The 16,747-nt window shown below is 47.5% G+C and carries 20 protein-coding genes; 19 read left to right on the top strand and 1 reads right to left on the bottom strand.

What is annotated here, in order from left to right; genetic code table 11:
- Positions 1-43 precede the first annotated feature (43 nt).
- Complete coding sequence (locus tag ABTV53_RS18245) at positions 44-793, bottom strand: 2-phosphosulfolactate phosphatase (protein WP_433744979.1); 750 nt, start codon at positions 791-793, stop codon at positions 44-46.
- A 263-nt stretch (positions 794-1,056) separates the two neighbouring features.
- Here ABTV53_RS18245 and spoIIIAA point away from each other — a divergent pair, with 263 nt between their 5' ends.
- From spoIIIAA to dxs, 19 genes are all read left to right on the top strand, one after another.
- Positions 1,057-2,061, top strand: a complete 1,005-nt coding sequence (gene spoIIIAA, locus ABTV53_RS18240) for a stage III sporulation protein AA (protein ID WP_433744977.1) — start codon at positions 1,057-1,059, stop codon at positions 2,059-2,061.
- Positions 2,054-2,572 (top strand): stage III sporulation protein SpoIIIAB, encoded by a 519-nt coding sequence (gene spoIIIAB / locus ABTV53_RS18235; protein WP_433744974.1) that lies wholly within the window; start codon positions 2,054-2,056, stop codon positions 2,570-2,572. Before spoIIIAA ends, spoIIIAB begins: the two co-directional genes overlap by 8 nt.
- A gap of 29 nt (positions 2,573-2,601) precedes the next feature.
- Entirely contained in the window at positions 2,602-2,805 is a 204-nt protein-coding gene (spoIIIAC, locus tag ABTV53_RS18230; RefSeq protein ID WP_017687585.1) for a stage III sporulation protein AC, read from the top strand.
- Between the two features lie 32 nt (positions 2,806-2,837).
- Complete coding sequence (spoIIIAD, locus tag ABTV53_RS18225) at positions 2,838-3,227, top strand: stage III sporulation protein AD (RefSeq protein ID WP_017687586.1); 390 nt, start codon at positions 2,838-2,840, stop codon at positions 3,225-3,227.
- A 68-nt stretch (positions 3,228-3,295) separates the two neighbouring features.
- Positions 3,296-4,438 carry a stage III sporulation protein AE gene (spoIIIAE, locus tag ABTV53_RS18220; RefSeq protein WP_373419868.1) on the top strand — a complete coding sequence of 381 codons (1,143 nt, stop codon included), beginning with the start codon at positions 3,296-3,298 and terminating at the stop codon, positions 4,436-4,438.
- 31 nt (positions 4,439-4,469) lie between these two features.
- A complete protein-coding gene (spoIIIAF, locus tag ABTV53_RS18215; protein ID WP_433744971.1) occupies positions 4,470-5,309 on the top strand; it encodes a stage III sporulation protein AF in 840 nt (279 codons plus the stop codon).
- Positions 5,310-5,324: 15 nt separating this feature from the next.
- Positions 5,325-5,963, top strand: coding sequence for a stage III sporulation protein AG (spoIIIAG, locus tag ABTV53_RS18210; protein ID WP_433744969.1), 639 nt, complete (start codon positions 5,325-5,327; stop codon positions 5,961-5,963).
- Between the two features lie 66 nt (positions 5,964-6,029).
- On the top strand, positions 6,030-6,848 hold the full coding sequence (locus ABTV53_RS18205) for a SpoIIIAH-like family protein (RefSeq protein WP_433744967.1): 819 nt from the start codon (positions 6,030-6,032) through the stop codon (positions 6,846-6,848).
- Positions 6,849-6,987: 139 nt separating this feature from the next.
- On the top strand, positions 6,988-7,452 hold the full coding sequence (gene accB / locus ABTV53_RS18200; RefSeq protein WP_036614903.1) for an acetyl-CoA carboxylase biotin carboxyl carrier protein: 465 nt from the start codon (positions 6,988-6,990) through the stop codon (positions 7,450-7,452).
- 55 nt (positions 7,453-7,507) lie between these two features.
- Complete coding sequence (accC, locus tag ABTV53_RS18195; protein WP_433744964.1) at positions 7,508-8,851, top strand: acetyl-CoA carboxylase biotin carboxylase subunit; 1,344 nt, start codon at positions 7,508-7,510, stop codon at positions 8,849-8,851.
- Positions 8,852-9,068: 217 nt separating this feature from the next.
- A complete protein-coding gene (locus tag ABTV53_RS18190; protein ID WP_017687593.1) occupies positions 9,069-9,479 on the top strand; it encodes an Asp23/Gls24 family envelope stress response protein in 411 nt (136 codons plus the stop codon).
- A gap of 149 nt (positions 9,480-9,628) precedes the next feature.
- Complete coding sequence (amaP, locus tag ABTV53_RS18185; RefSeq protein ID WP_339235472.1) at positions 9,629-10,168, top strand: alkaline shock response membrane anchor protein AmaP; 540 nt, start codon at positions 9,629-9,631, stop codon at positions 10,166-10,168.
- Positions 10,169-10,182: 14 nt separating this feature from the next.
- Positions 10,183-10,416 carry a DUF2273 domain-containing protein gene (locus ABTV53_RS18180; RefSeq protein ID WP_017687595.1) on the top strand — a complete coding sequence of 78 codons (234 nt, stop codon included), beginning with the start codon at positions 10,183-10,185 and terminating at the stop codon, positions 10,414-10,416.
- A 221-nt stretch (positions 10,417-10,637) separates the two neighbouring features.
- Positions 10,638-11,090, top strand: coding sequence for a transcription antitermination factor NusB (gene nusB, locus ABTV53_RS18175; RefSeq protein WP_017687596.1), 453 nt, complete (start codon positions 10,638-10,640; stop codon positions 11,088-11,090).
- 75 nt (positions 11,091-11,165) lie between these two features.
- Positions 11,166-12,023, top strand: a complete 858-nt coding sequence (gene folD / locus ABTV53_RS18170; protein WP_017687597.1) for a bifunctional methylenetetrahydrofolate dehydrogenase/methenyltetrahydrofolate cyclohydrolase FolD — start codon at positions 11,166-11,168, stop codon at positions 12,021-12,023.
- Between the two features lie 9 nt (positions 12,024-12,032).
- Positions 12,033-13,397, top strand: coding sequence for an exodeoxyribonuclease VII large subunit (xseA, locus tag ABTV53_RS18165; RefSeq protein ID WP_433744960.1), 1,365 nt, complete (start codon positions 12,033-12,035; stop codon positions 13,395-13,397).
- Positions 13,387-13,644: an exodeoxyribonuclease VII small subunit gene (gene xseB / locus ABTV53_RS18160; RefSeq protein WP_017687599.1), complete on the top strand. Its 258-nt coding sequence runs from the start codon at positions 13,387-13,389 to the stop codon at positions 13,642-13,644. Before xseA ends, xseB begins: the two co-directional genes overlap by 11 nt.
- Positions 13,637-14,542, top strand: coding sequence for a polyprenyl synthetase family protein (locus ABTV53_RS18155; RefSeq protein WP_433744956.1), 906 nt, complete (start codon positions 13,637-13,639; stop codon positions 14,540-14,542). Before xseB ends, ABTV53_RS18155 begins: the two co-directional genes overlap by 8 nt.
- A 283-nt stretch (positions 14,543-14,825) precedes the next feature.
- Entirely contained in the window at positions 14,826-16,733 is a 1,908-nt protein-coding gene (gene dxs / locus ABTV53_RS18150; RefSeq protein ID WP_433744953.1) for a 1-deoxy-D-xylulose-5-phosphate synthase, read from the top strand.
- The last annotated feature ends 14 nt before the right edge of the window (positions 16,734-16,747 follow it).

Here is a 16,747-nt window from a genome sequence, read left to right as displayed (position 1 = left end):
AACGGGCAGCAGTACACCTTTTTTGTTTTTCTCATCGCCATTCTCACATCAACTTGAACATCTTTCCCCCGCGTATGCCTCTGTAAGGTTGCATGCGGTTCCCCTCCCCCATCTCGGGAACACAATCCAGCAGGTTTAATTGAGAACAATACGAAATATCATGAACTCTGCCTAACTTTTCAAGTCTCCGCCCACTAACAGATCCCTGTACCAGATCCGGGATGCTCTCCTGACTTCGGGATACTGCTTGATGAAGCACTATGCCGAGATCGTTTAGTTGGAGGGGAGAAAAGGATTGACGGTGCAGTTCGTCGATGATACATCCAGCACACAAAGCGTCCTCCAGTGCAAATTCATCCTGATTCCCCGCACATAACAGCAATACATCTCGTTGAAGTTCACATAGAACTGCTGCAACAGCCTGCACATTGAGAAATGCACCAGCGAGTACATGTTTCGCCTTGGAAGCTTTGATTAAGGCCCGGGTCCCATCGGTTGTAGTTAATATGATGGTTTTATCTGCAATGCCTGCAGTCATATATTCATAGGGGGAATTCCCCACTTCGAATCCGTTGATTTTTTTGTCAAAACGCTCCCCGCCTCGAATGCAATCTTTCACTTCCATTTGTTTGGCTTGTGGAACCGTCTCTACGGCAATCACAGCCGAAGCATCATATGCCAGAGCCGTAACAATTGTACTGGTCGTACACAAGACATCAATAACAACTGCACTTCGTCCTGCAATATCAATGGTACGTACTTCATTTACATTGCCAACCACATCGACTCGCACTCCCCACAGCTCCTTTCTGTATCTGGGGATGGGTAGTTCTGTTTTGAACCGGAATGGAACTTACCTATCTGCAATTACCATATGCATGCACATCTAGACGGGTGCCTAGAGCAGAAGGTAGATCTATGGTTTCAACTCTCAACCGTATTCTGAAGAAATGATAGATTTCAGCGTCATAAATTAAATGTACAGGCATAAACTTGAGATATGAACAAGCGCCAGAAGTGTGAACCAAATGATCTCAAGGTTGGAGGAGCCTACTCATGAAGGTGAACTGGAAGGAACTTTTTCCGGAACCGATCCGAACCATTCTCGGAAGAATGCCACCCGCTCTATTGGAACAAGTGGAGGAAGTACGTATTCGTGAAGGCAGACCCCTGGAGATTAATGCAGGCAACACATATCATTTCCTGACTCCTCAAGGAGTTCCGACAGGAAAACCTGATGAAGCTTATATTCCTCAGAAAGAAGTGACGCACAGGTTGCTGGACCTGATCAGTAACCATTCACTTTATACATTGGAAGAGGAACTGCGCAAAGGGTTCATTACCATACCTGGGGGACATCGAATCGGGCTTGCTGGACGAACCGTACTGAGCGGTGGGCGTGTCGAATACCTGCGTGACATCAACGGGTTTAACGTTCGGGTAGCCCGTGAGGTACATGGAGTGGCTGATCGTATCCTTCCTTATCTTCTCGATATGAAGAGCGGACAGGTCCTGCACACGTTGATCCTATCACCACCTCAACAAGGGAAAACGACGTTGCTGCGAGATTTGGCGAGACAAATTAGCAGCGGTACAAAGCTTACAGGGGGAAATGAACTGGTTCAGGGAATACGTCCGCGTCTGAAAGTGGGCATTGTGGATGAAAGGTCCGAAATCGCTGGTAGCTACAAAGGAGTACCTGGCTTCGACGTAGGTCCCCGCACAGATGTGATGGACGGTTGTCCAAAGGCTGAGGGCATGATGATGATGCTTCGCTCCATGTCGCCCGATGTCCTGATTGTGGACGAGATCGGTCGTCCGGAGGATGCTGAGGCGGTGATGGAAGCCCTGCATGCAGGAGTCTCTGTGATCGCGACTGCTCATGGCCGTGACCTATCGGAGTTGTCGGCCAGGCCCGCCCTCAGAACTTTAATTACGGAGCAGATGTTTCAACGATATGTCCAGCTGCAACGGACGAGCCGCGGCATGACTTTTCGACTGACTGATGGCAAAATGCGTGGGTTGCAGCAGACCGGGGCAGGAGGTGAAGCCTTTGGTTAACATGCTCGGTGCGGTAATTATTCTGTCAGCCAGCACCCTCGCCGGTTTTTACAAGGCCAGACAGTATGCATTAAGACCGAGACAGTTGCGAGAACTCATTGCAGCCCTCCAGCGACTAATGACGGAGATTAACTATGGGCTCACTCCACTTCCCGATGCCATGGGCAAGATGGGAGCCCAGACCAAAGAACCTGTAAAGACGCTGTTCCTTCATGCAGCCACACAGATGGAACCTCCCCACGGACTCACTGCCCGGGAAAGTCTGCAGTCAGGCGTGGATCTGGCGTGGGGAAGATCGGCCATGAAGGCTGACGAGAAGGAAGTGATGCTGCAATTAAGCTTCAGCCTTGGCACAAGTGACCGTCAGGATCAGACCAAACATATATCGTTAGCCATTCAACAACTAATGCATGAGGAATCCCGTGCCCAGGCCGATCAAATGAAATATGAACGAATGAGCCGAAGCCTCGGGATGCTTGTCGGAGCGTTAATCGTCATTCTGATCTTCTGAAATAGCCGGGATAGTGAGGTGCCAAGGTCATGAATCTAGAAGTGAACGCAATCTTTCAAATTGCGGGTATCGGAATCATCATTGCCATGATTCACACGGTACTGAAACAAATGGGAAAGGAAGATATGGCTCACTGGGTGACCGTAATCGGATTTGTCGTTGTATTGTTCATGGTGGTCCGTATGCTGGACAGCCTGCTGCAAGAGATCAAATCGATATTTCTTTTTCAATGAAAAACGGTCATGAAGCCGGATGGTGGTGACCTGTGGAAATTATCCAAGTTGTAGGTTTGGCGCTTATCGCTACAGTGCTCATTCTGGTCATTAAAGAACAGAAACCGATGTTTGCTTTTCTGATTGCAGCCGCGACCGGCATTGTCATCTTCATGTTGTTAATTGGCAAGATCGGTGCAGTCATCGAAGTGTTGAAGCGACTTGCCGAGAATTCAGGCATGGAAAGTATCTATCTGAAAACGGTGCTGAAAATTATTGGCATAGCGTACATCGCTGAATTTGGCGCGCAGATTGTCAGGGATGCAGGCCAGGAAAGCATTGCGTCCAAGATCGAACTGGCTGGTAAGGTACTGATCCTTGTACTTGCTATACCGATCATCAGCATTATTATCGAAACCGTCATGAAGCTGATGCCGGTGTAGAAAGGGCGTGCGGACTTCATATGAAATCAATGCATCATAAGCCGCAGTGGCGCCTTACGGTTGTGCTGATGCTCTGTTTTCTGTTTGGTATCCTGGGACAGGTTACTGCAACCTCGCCTTCCGGTGAGTGGATGGAGCAGCAGGCCGATCAGCTTCCCAAGGATCAGGTGGAGAAATACTGGGATCAACTGATGCAACAATACGGTGGTTTCTTCCCGGAGGGGAAGACCCCTTCCTTCATGGATATGTTAATCCCCGGCAATGAAGGATTCAGCCTGAAATCGGTGTTTGTGGCGATAGGAACCTTCATGCTGCATGAAATTTTATATAATGGCAAACTTCTGGTCACGATTGTGATGTTAAGTGTACTCAGCATGATTCTGGAGACACTTCAGACCGCATTTGAGAAAAATAATATTAGCAAAATCGCCTATTCCATCTGTTATATGGTCATCATCATCATTGCAATCAACAGCTTCAGTGTGGCGATTGGATACGCCAAGGATGCCATAACCGGCATGATCAACTTCATGATGGCCATGGTTCCCTTGTTATTCACACTGCTTGCATCCATGGGGAATGTTATCACCGTCTCTGTGACACATCCACTCATCATTTTCATGATTCATCTGGTGAGTACATTGATTCACTTGCTGGTATTCCCGTTACTCTTCTTCTCAGCTGTTCTGCATCTCGTCAGTTCTTTGTCTGATAAGTACAAGCTGACACAGTTAGCAGACCTCCTGCGCAATATTAGTGTGGCACTGCTGGGTATCCTGCTGACGATGTTTTTGGGTGTAATCTCCGTTCAGGGAGCATCGGGATCGGTTGCGGATGGAGTCAGCCTGAAGGCCGCCAAATACATTGCAGGCAACTTTGTCCCTGTTGTGGGCAGAACATTTGCGGATGCGACGGATACGGTAATCACAGCTTCTCTACTTGTCAAAAATGCAATTGGACTCACCGGGGTGATCATCATTTTGTTTCTATGTGCCTTTCCGGCACTCAAGATCCTGGCTCTTGCCTTGATATACAACGTTACCGGTGCCATTATGCAACCGCTAGGAGACACCCCGATTGTAGGATGCCTGCAGGCCATCGGCAAGAGCATGATTTACGTATTTGCGGCGCTTGCAGCCGTCGGACTGATGTTTTTTCTGGCAATAACCATCCTGCTGACCGCAGGGAATCTGACTGTCATGATGCGCTGAATGTATGTTGGCAAGAAAGGGGATGGAAAGGATGTGGTGGCTGAGCAACTGGCTCCAGGAATTGATTATGATTGTTCTGCTGGCGACTTTCGTGGATATGCTGTTGCCCAATCGATCCATGGAACGTTATGTCAAGCTTGTGCTGAGCCTTCTCATCCTGCTGACCCTTTTATCACCCATAACCAAGCTGCTCAAAAGTGATCCGGTTGGCGAACTGAAACGGGCCATGTCTGCGATGGATGCTCCATCGGATGGCAATGCAACACTTGAACAGATTTTGGCTCAGGGCAAGCGGCTGCAAGCGGGTGAACAGGAACAATCCCTGCAATGGACAGCGAAAGAACTGGCTAACGTCATGAAAGGCCAGATTGAAGAAACAACAGGAGCAAGGGTTCAATCCGTAGAGGTACAGCTGGCGATGAGCAAATATGAAACCGAGATGGAAGCTGCCTCATCAGTCGAACTGCCAGTGATCCAGCGTGTGTTGGTCGAGATGGCAGGAGAGGGTGCTGAAGGAGAAGTGAAGTCAAGGCAACAAGGAGTCGCTGCCAATACACAACCCATATTCGGAACAGACACAGAAGCTGAGAAGAATGAAGCATCTGAAACATCTCAATTACAGCAGCCTATCCAGATCGGTCAGATTGAAGTGCCTGATGTACAGATTGATGTGAGTAAAGGGCAGCGTGATGAAAATGAAGCGTCTTCCGAGCCTGTTATACGTGATCAGGCAGATGAGACTAAGCAACAAGGTGAGACTTCCACAAGGTCCGAACATGCGGTGCAGATTATTACATTGTTGACTGAAAAGTGGGATGTTGATGCGAACAAAGTTCAAGTGAAAGAACCGAAAAGTGCTGAAGTTCTGTGAGAAGGAGGGTGTCCGATGAAGCAATGGTTCAAAAAGATGGAAACCTGGATGGGTGGCGGAGAGGGGGGAGCAAGGAGGAATCAAACCTTCCGCTGGCTGATTATCCTCGGTTTGATCGGCGTGGGAATCATGCTGTTCAATTCCTTCGTTAATGTCAAAAAAATTGATTCCGAAAATATCGGTCGGGAACCACCGGACCCGACAACATCCTTGGCCTCCATACAGAGTGACCCGTCGGAACAGAATCCTTTCCAGGCGATCGAAATTGCATTTGAAGACAAAATCAAAGGTGTGCTGGAAAACATTGTTGGTGTGGGAACGGTTGATGTGATGGTTACCGTGGATTCCACAGAAGAACTGGTCGTTCAGCGAAATGTGAAAGATTCTCAGCAACTTACCGAAGAAACTGATGCTAGCGGGGGCAAGCGGCATATGACGCAATATACCCGTGATGGCGAGATCATTACGTACGAAGTTTCAGGGGATCAGACACCGATCGTGACCAAGAAGCTTAAACCGCAGATCCGTGGTGTGCTTGTGGTTGCGAGGGGTGCAGAGAACAAGGTTGTGAAGGACCTGATAACCGATGCTGTGGAAAAAGGACTGAATGTGGCAGCCTACCGGATCTCGGTTGTACCGCGCAAACAAGACTAATTTGGTTTGTTGAATCACATGATTCAATTCTCATAAGATTGAAGCCAATTTGAGGAGGAAGTTCTAATGAATAACAAACGTCAAACGGTATGGCTCGTTTCCATGCTGAGTCTGATGGTCATTTTGTCCGCGTATTATCTGTTCACTGAGGATTCCGGTCCAATCAACGCGCCAGTAGCTGATAGTCAGCAAGTCGATGGAATGAAGCAGGGGGAAGCGAAGGAGACGGCAGGCATTCTTGATCCTACAGAAGGTTTGGTTGTGAATGAAGTAGTGAATAGCGGCGAAGTTGAAAGTAATCCAAGTGCGTCTGGCGCTGTGGAAGAACCAGCGGCTACGGAAGGTAAAGAAGCTGGAAATACAGAGAAAACACCTGCTGTTGAACCAAGTGAGAATAAGGGTGAAGCAGGCAAAGAAACCGACAAAGGGGCAGCAGCTACACCGGAGACAGACGGTCAGGCGGCGGGCACTGCAACCAAGACAGATGAGGAAGTCCTCAAGGAAATGGAAGAGCAGAATACAGCCGCATCTGCGAGCAGCCAGTTCCAGAACTACCAATGGCAGCGTGAAGAGAGCAATAATCGTAAGTATGAGGAACTGATGACTGTGGCAGGTGACTTGAGTAAAACACCAGAGGAGAATGCCAAAGCAACGGAGCAGCTCCGTACACTGGAAGAAAAAAAAGCCAAAATCACAGGCATTGAGGAGACACTCTCCCAACAGTTCGCCAATGCGATCGTTCAAGAAGACGCCGACAAGTATAAAGTTGTGGTCCTTAGTGACAAACTGGATGTAAAACAGGCAGTATCCATTGTGGATCTGGTGATGAAAGAATTGGCGGTTTCACAGAACAAAATCAGTGTGCAATACGTCACAGAGCAGTAATCCAAATCATGGAAAAGCAGTCCCGGGAGCTGGTTCCACTCTCGGGCTCTTTCCATTTTTAATGATTATGATATAATACATAAAGCCATATGACCGTCCTAGTGAGACTGGCATGATGCCGAAGGAGTGAATAATGGAAATGTTTAAATTGAGTGAAATCAAAGAACTGATTAAACTGGTAGATGAAAGTTCCGTTCAAGAGTTGGAAATTGAAAATGAAGGATCACGGTTATCGATCCGCAAACCGGGCAAAACGGAGTATGTTCAGGCAGCTGCTGTGCAACCCCAAATGATTGCTGCTCCGCAAGTACAGCCGGCAGCAGTGGTAAGTGAAGCTGCACCGCAGGTCGATACTACAAGTCATTTACATAAAATTGTATCTCCTATGGTAGGTACTTTTTACAGAGCTTCCTCGCCGGAAGCGGGTCCTTTTGTGAGCGCAGGTGATAAAGTTGTTGAGAAAACAACGGTATGTATCATCGAAGCCATGAAGCTGATGAACGAGCTTGATGCTGACATCAAGGGAGAGATCGTTGAAGTGCTGGTTGAGAACGGACAGCTGGTCGAGTATGGGCAGCCCCTTTTCCTGGTGAAACCGGAATAACCGTTATAGCTGGTTAACAGCTAACCGCATGAGCTTCGAAGGAGGACAAAACGAAATGAAATTTCAAAAAATACTGATTGCGAACCGTGGAGAGATTGCGGTACGTATTATTCGTGCCTGCCGTGAAATCGGCATCTCAACGGTAGCCGTCTATTCGGAAGCGGACAAGGATTCTCTGCATGTTCGCCTTGCAGATGAGGCTTACTGTATCGGACCGACACTGTCCAAGGACAGTTACCTGAACTTCACCAACCTGATGAGTGTAGCTACTTTGACGGAATGTGATGCAATCCACCCTGGATACGGTTTTTTGGCTGAGAATGCTGACTTTGCAGAAATCTGTGGTTCCTGCAACATTACATTCATCGGGCCTTCGCCCGAAGCCATTACCAAAATGGGAGACAAAGCTGTTGCCAAACAGACGATGAAAGATGCAGGAGTACCTGTTATTCCTGGATCAGACGGCCTTGTTGAAAATATGGATGAAGCCATCATGATTGCTAGAGATATCGGATATCCTATCATTATCAAAGCTACTGCTGGTGGCGGAGGTAAGGGAATTCGTATTGCCGAAGATGAAGAAACGCTGATTAAGCAGATTACCGCTGCTCAGCAGGAAGCACAAAAGGCATTTGGCAATGCAGGTGTATATCTGGAGAAATTCCTGACAGGCATGAAACACGTGGAAATTCAGATTATTGCCGATAAACACGGAAATGCAGCACATCTGGGCGAGCGTGATTGCTCGGTTCAGCGTCGTCGCCAGAAGTTGGTAGAAGAAGCTCCGTGTCCGATTCTCTCCGAAGAAGTGCGTACACTGATGGGCGAAGCTGCGGTACGGGCTGCCCTTGCTGTGGATTACTCGGGAGCGGGTACATTGGAGTTTCTGCTCAGCCCGAATGGCGAGTTCTATTTCATGGAGATGAATACGCGTATTCAGGTAGAGCACCCGGTAACTGAGATGGTTACTGGCGTGGATCTCATCCGTGAGATGATTTCGGTAGCTGAAGGCAATCCACTTTCATTCCGTCAGGAAGACGTGGTTATCAATGGCTGGGCCATTGAATGTCGTATCAATGCCGAAGATCCGGACCGTAACTTTATGCCATCACCAGGCAAAATCGGATTCTACCTTGCACCGGGAGGCCCTGGTGTTCGTGTAGATAGTGCTGCTTATCCTGGTTATACCATCTCACCTTTCTACGACTCTATGATCGCAAAATTGATTGTGTGGGGAGCGAATCGTGAAGAGGCGATTGCCAAGATGAAACGTGCGCTTGGGGAATTTGCGATTGAAGGCATATCCACAACCATTCCTTTCCATCAGAAATTGCTGGAGCATCCAACGTTCATTCGTGGTGACTTTGATATCAAATTTCTTGAGGAAAACGAGATTTAAAAGGTATATTGGGCTTGTTTGTCATAATGTAGCCCAAATGATATAGTATGAATAATAAGAGCGCATGTCTCCTGCAAAGGATAAGCCCGCATCTCGCGGATGTTTGCAGGAGTTCCGGTAAAGCCGGACCGGAAGGGTTCTAAAGGTTGATTAACCTGAGTCCAGCGCCCTGACGGATGGCCGCAAACTTATCTCGCGAAAGGTGTGTTGAACAGTTATGAGTACACTACCGACTGAATTTGAACGAACGGATATCGGTGAAATCCAGATCGCACCTGAAGTTATTGAAGTGATTGCTGGATTGGCAACGCTTGAAGTGAAAGGTGTTGCAGGCATGAGTGGCGGATTCGCTGGCGGATTTGCTGAATTGCTTGGGCGCAAAAACCTTTCCAAAGGCGTTAAAGTTGAAGTGGGGCAACGTGAAGCTGCAGTTGATGTTTCCGTAATTATCGAGTACGGATACCGTTTGCCACAGGTAGCTACGGAGATTCAACAAAACGTGAAACGTTCCATCGAGAACATGACAGGATTGAATGTGAATGAAGTGAATGTGCACATTCATGACGTTCAGTTCAAGAGCACCGAGAAAGTGGAAGAGATTGATCTGAACAGTCAGCGCGTAAAATAAAAGAAGACAGATTCCCCCGGCATCTTCTGCCGGGGGTTATCCCCGTCTTGGACAGGTCTTCATTATAGCGAAAAGCTATTATGACGATCTGATTTTTTGCTAGTGAACAGGTTAAGTCATGTTAGTGAGCAAGGGAGGCTGTGCAGTTCGTGGCTAAAATACTGGATCGGCTTCTGTTGTTTATATACAGCATAAGCGTTGGAGCAATATCGGCAGCCGTCATTCTTCTGATCAGCGGTGTGCTGCCTTACGAATTGAATTATCAGCAGGAACAAAACGTTATTGTTGCCTCGGTTATTGCAGCAGCCATTTTGTTTGTCCTGAGTTTACGATTTTTCTACATCTCGGTTCGGCGTGAGCGTGCATCGTTGCCGTCTGTAGATCAACGTACTGAGTTTGGTGATGTACAGATTTCAATGGAGACGATTGAGAATCTCTGTTTGAAGGCAACTTCCCGTTTCCGGGGAGTACGTGATGTCAAGGCACGCATACGCGTGGTTGAGTCAGGACTGGAGATTATGATCCGTGCGGTAGTGGATGGTGAGACACCTATTCCTGCGCTGACTTCTGATCTGCAAAAGGCGATACATGATCATGTACAAGAGATTACGGGCATCCCGGTTTCTTTTGTTACGGTGTATATCGCTAATGTAACCCAGTCGCCTAACTACAAGAGTCGAGTGGAATGAGGTGAGTTTCACTGATGCTGTGGAAAGAGATTTGGGATAGTCACAGAGGCCGAATTACCGGAATTATCGGCGGCATCTTTTTTGGATTTCTTTATGTATGGATCGGTTTTTGGGATATGTTGTTCTTTGCACTCTTGGTGTTCATCGGTTATACGTTAGGCAGACGAAGCGATTCGAAGCTGGGTTCGTCCATTCCCTGGAGGGAGTGGGGGCAATGGCTGGGCGATCGCTGGCGTCCGTTTAAGTGACCTACCTGAACCCTGCAATATGTTTCTTCCGAAAATAGAGCTGTAGTTTAGGTTGCCCGTTTTTTGGAGGAAACGTATTGCAGGTTTTTTTGTGAAAAGGGATAACAATAACAATACCGTGGAAGCCATCGATCTAATTGATAATGGATATGATGTGATGGTTGCATGATTTTAAAATAAGCATGATGACGCTCCAGAAGGAGCGCTGCAGGAGGCAGGACATGAAAAGACGTTTGGCAAGGGAAATTGCAGTACAAAGTCTGTATCAGATGGAAATGAATGAGGTGGGTGCAGCTGAAGCTGTAAACATGTTGATCAATGAAGCCGCTGAAGATAATGAAACCGAAGTGGTTATCCGCGATGCAGATGTAATGCGTACTTATGTTACTGAGATTGTACAAGGGGCCTGGAACAATAAGGAAGCGATTGACGGATTGCTCGTGGATTATTTGAAAGGTTGGCAGATCAGCCGTCTGTCTCGTGTAGATCGCCAGATTCTACGACTGTCTACGTATGAAATGGTGTTCCGTGATGACATTCCGGCAAAGGTATCGGTCAATGAAGCGATTGAATTGTCCAAATATTTTGGTACAGAAGAATCCGGCAAGTTTGTCAATGGTGTACTTGGACGCATGATTCAGGAAGTTGACGCGATTAAAGCAAAATTATCTTAAGTTATGATTAACTATAGTGCGTGTTCTTTACGAACAACCTCTAAATTTATATTCACATAAGGGAGAGAGAGTACAATGACAGCATCTATTATTAACGGTAAAGAAGTATCCCAAGAGATCCGCGCAAGCATGACAACAGAAGTAAAACAGCTTAGCGAACAGGGGGTAGTACCTGGTCTGGCTGTTGTGCTCGTCGGGGAAGATCCGGCATCCCAAGTATATGTGCGTAATAAAGAAAAAGCATGTCACGACCTGGGCTTTTATTCCGAAGTGCATCGCTTGGATGCAGACACGTCCCAAGAAGATCTGCTTGCGCTGGTGGACAAGCTGAACAATCAGCAATCCATTAACGGAATTTTGGTTCAACTTCCACTGCCGAAGCATATCGAAGAGAAAGCGGTTATTGATGCGATTGCCGTGGATAAAGACGTAGACGGATTCCATCCGGTGAATGTAGGTAATCTCGTTATTGGTGACGATAGTCTGCTTCCGTGTACCCCAGCGGGTGTAATCGAACTGATCAAGCGTACTGGACTCGAAATGTCCGGTAAACATGCAGTAGTCATCGGAAGAAGCAACATCGTTGGCAAACCGGTATCACTGTTACTGCAACGTGAGAATGCGACGGTAACCATGTGTCATTCCCGTACAGCCAACATGAAAGAAATTACGCGTCAGGCAGACATTTTAGTTGTAGCCATCGGCCGTGCCAACTTTGTGGATGCTGATTTTGTGAAACCGGGTGCTGTTGTAATTGATGTCGGCATGAACCGTTTGGAGAATGGCAAACTGGCAGGAGACGTTGATTTCGAAAGTGTGAAAGAAGTTTCTGGTCCAATTACACCCGTTCCTGGTGGTGTTGGTCCGATGACTATCACCATGCTGATGCAAAATACATTGATCGCTGCCAAGCGCGCTCACGGATTGGCCTAGGGTTTGTCTGTGGCAGATCAAAAGATCTACTCCATCAAAGACCTGAACCGATACATCCGGATGAAACTGGAATCGGATCAGGTCCTGTCGGACGTCTGGCTGCGCGGGGAAATTTCGAATTTCACACATCACTCCAGCGGCCACATGTATTTTACATTGAAGGACAAGGACAGCCGGATTAAGTCGATTATGTTTGCTTCCCATAACCAGCGATTACCCTTTGTACCGAAGGAGGGTGCAAGGGTTATTGCCCGTGGTAATGTCTCGGTGTATGAACGGGATGGGCAGTATCAATTCTACGCTACCCATATGCAACCGGACGGAATTGGAAGTCTCTATCTGGCTTACGAACAGCTGAAGAAAAAGCTGGAGGATGAAGGGTTATTTTCACCTTCGAGAAAAAGACAGATTCCTCGTTACCCACAGACGATCGGTGTTGTAACTTCACCGACGGGAGCGGCGGTGCGGGACATCATGATTACACTCCAGCGCAGATATCCTTCTGCCAAAGTTGTTTTATATCCTGTTCTGGTTCAAGGCAAAGGGGCCGCACCTTCCATTGTCAAAGCGATTGACAACCTGAACCGGATGGGAGAAGCTGACGTACTTATCGTTGGACGCGGAGGCGGTTCACTGGAGGAGTTGTGGGCCTTTAATGAGGAGATTGTGGCAAGAGCAATAGTTGCTTCTGATATACCTGTCATTTCTGCGGTTGGGCACGAAACGGATTTCACTATTGCTGATTTTGCAGCCGATTTGCGTGCAGCTACACCTACAGCAGCTGCTGAATTAGCTGTACCTAATCGAGCTGAGTTGCTTGATCAGATTGCACAACGTCAGCGTCAGTTACAGCATAGCTTGCGTCAACGTGCTGTACATAATCGTGAACGGCTCGCAAGATTACAGCGTTCGCCAGTGCTGGTTCATCCAAGACGTACCTTGATGCAGCATACAGAAAGACTGGATATGATGCACCAACGGCTTTTGAGAACAGTGGATACGCGTATGAGATGGACAGGAGAGAAGCAGGAGCGTCTGCGGGCAGCACTGCAACGATTCAATCCTCGTGAGCAGGTCAATGCAGCACGCCGTGAGAATGCGGCAGCACGCAGACAACTTGAACTTGCGATCAGGTCCATAACCAGATCGAAGCAGCAACAGTGGAAATCATCTGTGCGGCATCTGGATGCGCTTAGCCCGCTTAAAGTCATGTCACGGGGATACAGCCTTGTCTATGACGAGCAAGAACAGCGATTGATCAAGTCGACGAAGGATGTACAGCCTGGAGATTCAATTAAGATTAAATTAACAGACGGACAGCTGGACTGTCAGGTTTGGGGAATGAAGGAGGACGACAATACCCATGGCGAATGAACCGGAATTGAATTTTGAAGAAGCAATGGCGGCATTGGAAGACATCGTAGGTCAGCTTGAGCATGGTGATGTTCCGTTGGAACAGGCGATCGATCTGTTTCAGCGCGGGATGAAGCTTTCACAACTTTGCGGTCTGAAGCTGGAACAAGTGGAACGCAAGATCGAGATGATCGTAGAAGAAGATGGAGAGCTTCGCAAGAAGCCTTTCGGAACTGCTGACGATGAGAGCGGTGAAGTCCATGAGTAATCGTCCTTCGTTTCAAGCATACCTCGAAGAGGTCACAGCTCAGGTGACAGAAGCGTTGAAACAGACGCTTCCCGATCACTGGGATGTACCCCGATCGTTGACGGATGCGATGCAGTACTCACTCATGGCCGGAGGCAAACGCCTTCGTCCTCTTCTGGTCGTTGCTGCGGCGGAAGCCTTCGGTGCACAGCGTACAGCTGCAATGCCGGTAGCCTGCGCCGTGGAGATGGTTCATACCTATTCACTGATCCACGACGACCTGCCTGCTATGGATAATGATGATTACCGCAGGGGAAAATTAACGAATCATAAGGTATATGGTGAGGCAACAGCCATATTGGCAGGCGATGCGCTGTTAACACATGCTTTTTATAGCATTGTTCAAGCCGGACGCCGTAGTGGTGTGGCGGCTGATGCGTTGTTGTCCATCGTAGAGGATATGTCTGAACTCGCTGGAGCAAGAGGCATGGTCGGTGGCCAAGTTGCGGATATGGAAGGCGAACAAGGCATGACTGATCTCGCACAGCTCCAATATATTCATTTGCACAAAACGGGTGACCTGATTGTATTCTCCCTCATTGCCGGAGCACGAATCGGTGGAGCAACGGAAGGACAGTTGGAAGCCTTACGTGTGTTCGGCCGTGATCTGGGGCTGGCGTTCCAGATTCAGGATGATATTCTCGACCTGACGGGCGACGAGCAAAAGATGGGCAAAAAAACACAGAGCGACGTGAATCAGCAGAAGGTAACGTATCCTTATTTTATTGGCATGGAGGCTTCTGTAGATGAAGTGAAATCCCTTACTCAATCTGCAAAAAACGCACTTGAAAGAGCCGAGTTACCTGATGCATCCAGGTTGCTGGAAATCGCAGATTATCTGATGCGTCGAGACCATTAGATTCTGATCAAACGTGCTGTTTCAAAACCTGTATAACCGTGTAATGAATGTAATGTCCTTTTTCTGAGTGGTTGGAAAAAGTCTGTCCCGAGTGAATGCGGGAATACATATGGAGAAGAATTCTAAATAACTTGCTGGCGAGAATGCTCGTTATCGGGAGTATAGTGCAGTAAATTATGATTCTTGTTCTTTTATGTTATAATGATTTAATGTCATTTGATTCATAATGTATATATCAATTTACAACAATAACTAAACAATCTAGGAAAGCGGGGAGATTCTCGTGCTGCTTCCACAAATTAAACAACCCAGTGATCTAAAGTCGATGTCTCAGGATGATCTTGCCCTTTTGTCGGCAGAGATCCGGCAGTTTCTGATTGAGAAACTGTCTGTTACAGGTGGGCATCTTGCACCCAACTTAGGCGTGGTTGAGCTCACGGTAGCCCTGCATTACTGCTATAACAGTCCAGCAGACAAAATGATTTTTGATGTAGGGCATCAGGCTTATGTGCATAAAGTCCTGACAGGGCGTATGGAACGCTTTGATACATTGCGTCAACATAATGGCCTGTGTGGGTTTGTCAAACGAAATGAAAGCGAACATGATGTATGGGAAGCTGGACACAGCAGTACTTCACTGTCCGCTGCGATGGGGATGGCCCTTGCACGTGATCTAAAGGGTGAGGACAACCAAGTTATCGCGATGATTGGTGATGGAGCGCTTACAGGTGGTATGGCTTTTGAGGCTCTCAATCATATCGGTCATGAGCAGAGAAAACTGATGGTTATTCTGAATGATAATGAAATGTCCATTGCTCCAAATGTTGGGGCCATGCATAAATATTTGAGCAAAATTCGTTCGGATCGTCATTATCTGAAAGCGAAAGATGATGTCGAGGGAATGCTTAAAAAAATTCCTGCGATTGGGGATCGTTTGGCCAAATCGGCAAGCTGGATCAAAGACAGTGTCAAATATATGATGGTGCCAGGTGTTCTTTTTGAAGAACTGGGCTTCACGTATTTGGGACCGATTGATGGGCACGATATTCCCAAGTTGATCGAGACGTTTAAACAGGCGGATAACGTGGATGGTCCAGTCATGGTTCATGTCCTTACTACCAAGGGAAAAGGTTATCAGCCAGCAGAAGCCGATTCGCACAAGTGGCACGGGATTTCTCCGTACAAAATTGAATCTGGGCAAGTGCTGAAGGCAGTCGGAAAACCGATGTACACGGAAGTGTTCGGTCAAACACTAATTGATCTTGCGAAGCAGGATAAGCGGATCGTAGCTGTAACGCCAGCAATGCCTACAGGATCAGGTCTTATTCCTTTTAGTAAGGAATTTCCGGACCGCATGATTGACGTAGGGATCGCAGAACAGCATGCGGCAACCATGTGTGCTGCACTGGCTATGGAAGGCTTGAAGCCGGTCTTCGCCGTGTATTCCACATTTATGCAACGTGCATATGATCAGATTGTACATGATATTTGCCGTCATAACGCTAACGTGATGTTTGCTATTGACCGTGCCGGGTTTGTTGGTCCCGACGGGGAAACACATCAAGGGGTATACGATGTGGCATTTATGCGCCATATTCCAAATATCGTGCTGATGATGCCAAAAGACGAAAATGAATTGCGCCACATGATGAAAACGGCGCTTGATTATAATGAAGGTCCAATTGCTTACCGTTATCCACGAAACAATGTAGTTGGTGTACCTCTGGATGATGTACTTGTTCCAATTCCGATTGGAAGATGGGAGCAACTGCGTCCATCGGAAGGATATGCTGTCATCGCTTCAGGGTCGATGGTGCAGCTTGCAGAAGAAGCAGCGGAGATGGTGAAGCGGGAAGGTATCACAGCAGGCGTAATCAACGCACGCTTCCTCAAACCTCTTGACGAGCAGATGCTGCGTGATTTAGCTGTTCGCGGAACCAAATTGATTGTACTTGAAGAAACATCCCAAGCAGGCAGCATGGGTAGTGCAGTGCTGGAGTTCTATGCAGAACAGGGACTGCATGATGTTCATGTACAATTAATGGGGATTCCGGATCGCTTCATTGAGCATGGCAGTATTAAGGAACAACGTGAGGAAGTGGGTCTTACCGTTGAGAATGTATGTGCTGAGCTGCGCAAGATGGCCGTTCAATCATCTTACGGCATACCCAAAACACGTTTTCCTTCGTAAATCTACATGATAGG

The organism is Paenibacillus amylolyticus, assembly GCF_050990605.1.
Classification (GTDB): Bacteria; Bacillota; Bacilli; order Paenibacillales; family Paenibacillaceae; genus Paenibacillus; species Paenibacillus amylolyticus_H.
The sequence above is the reverse complement of the archived record's forward strand: the minus strand, read 5'-3'. Positions and strand labels throughout refer to the sequence as shown.

Bases quoted from the DNA above. Each gene is read 5' to 3' on its own strand.
- folD (WP_017687597.1), top strand. From the start codon at position 11,166: ATGACAGCATCTATTATTAACGGTAAAGAAGTATCCCAAGAGATCCGC.
- accC (WP_433744964.1), top strand. From the start codon at position 7,508: ATGAAATTTCAAAAAATACTGATTGCGAACCGTGGAGAGATTGCGGTA.
- spoIIIAG (WP_433744969.1), top strand. From the start codon at position 5,325: ATGAAGCAATGGTTCAAAAAGATGGAAACCTGGATGGGTGGCGGAGAG.
- ABTV53_RS18190 (WP_017687593.1), top strand. From the start codon at position 9,069: ATGAGTACACTACCGACTGAATTTGAACGAACGGATATCGGTGAAATC.
- accB (WP_036614903.1), top strand. From the start codon at position 6,988: ATGTTTAAATTGAGTGAAATCAAAGAACTGATTAAACTGGTAGATGAA.
- xseB (WP_017687599.1), top strand. From the start codon at position 13,387: ATGGCGAATGAACCGGAATTGAATTTTGAAGAAGCAATGGCGGCATTG.
- ABTV53_RS18155 (WP_433744956.1), top strand. From the start codon at position 13,637: ATGAGTAATCGTCCTTCGTTTCAAGCATACCTCGAAGAGGTCACAGCT.
- spoIIIAA (WP_433744977.1), top strand. From the start codon at position 1,057: ATGAAGGTGAACTGGAAGGAACTTTTTCCGGAACCGATCCGAACCATT.
- nusB (WP_017687596.1), top strand. From the start codon at position 10,638: ATGAAAAGACGTTTGGCAAGGGAAATTGCAGTACAAAGTCTGTATCAG.
- spoIIIAE (WP_373419868.1), top strand. From the start codon at position 3,296: ATGCTCTGTTTTCTGTTTGGTATCCTGGGACAGGTTACTGCAACCTCG.
- ABTV53_RS18180 (WP_017687595.1), top strand. From the start codon at position 10,183: ATGCTGTGGAAAGAGATTTGGGATAGTCACAGAGGCCGAATTACCGGA.
- ABTV53_RS18205 (WP_433744967.1), top strand. From the start codon at position 6,030: ATGAATAACAAACGTCAAACGGTATGGCTCGTTTCCATGCTGAGTCTG.
- spoIIIAF (WP_433744971.1), top strand. From the start codon at position 4,470: ATGTGGTGGCTGAGCAACTGGCTCCAGGAATTGATTATGATTGTTCTG.
- spoIIIAC (WP_017687585.1), top strand. From the start codon at position 2,602: ATGAATCTAGAAGTGAACGCAATCTTTCAAATTGCGGGTATCGGAATC.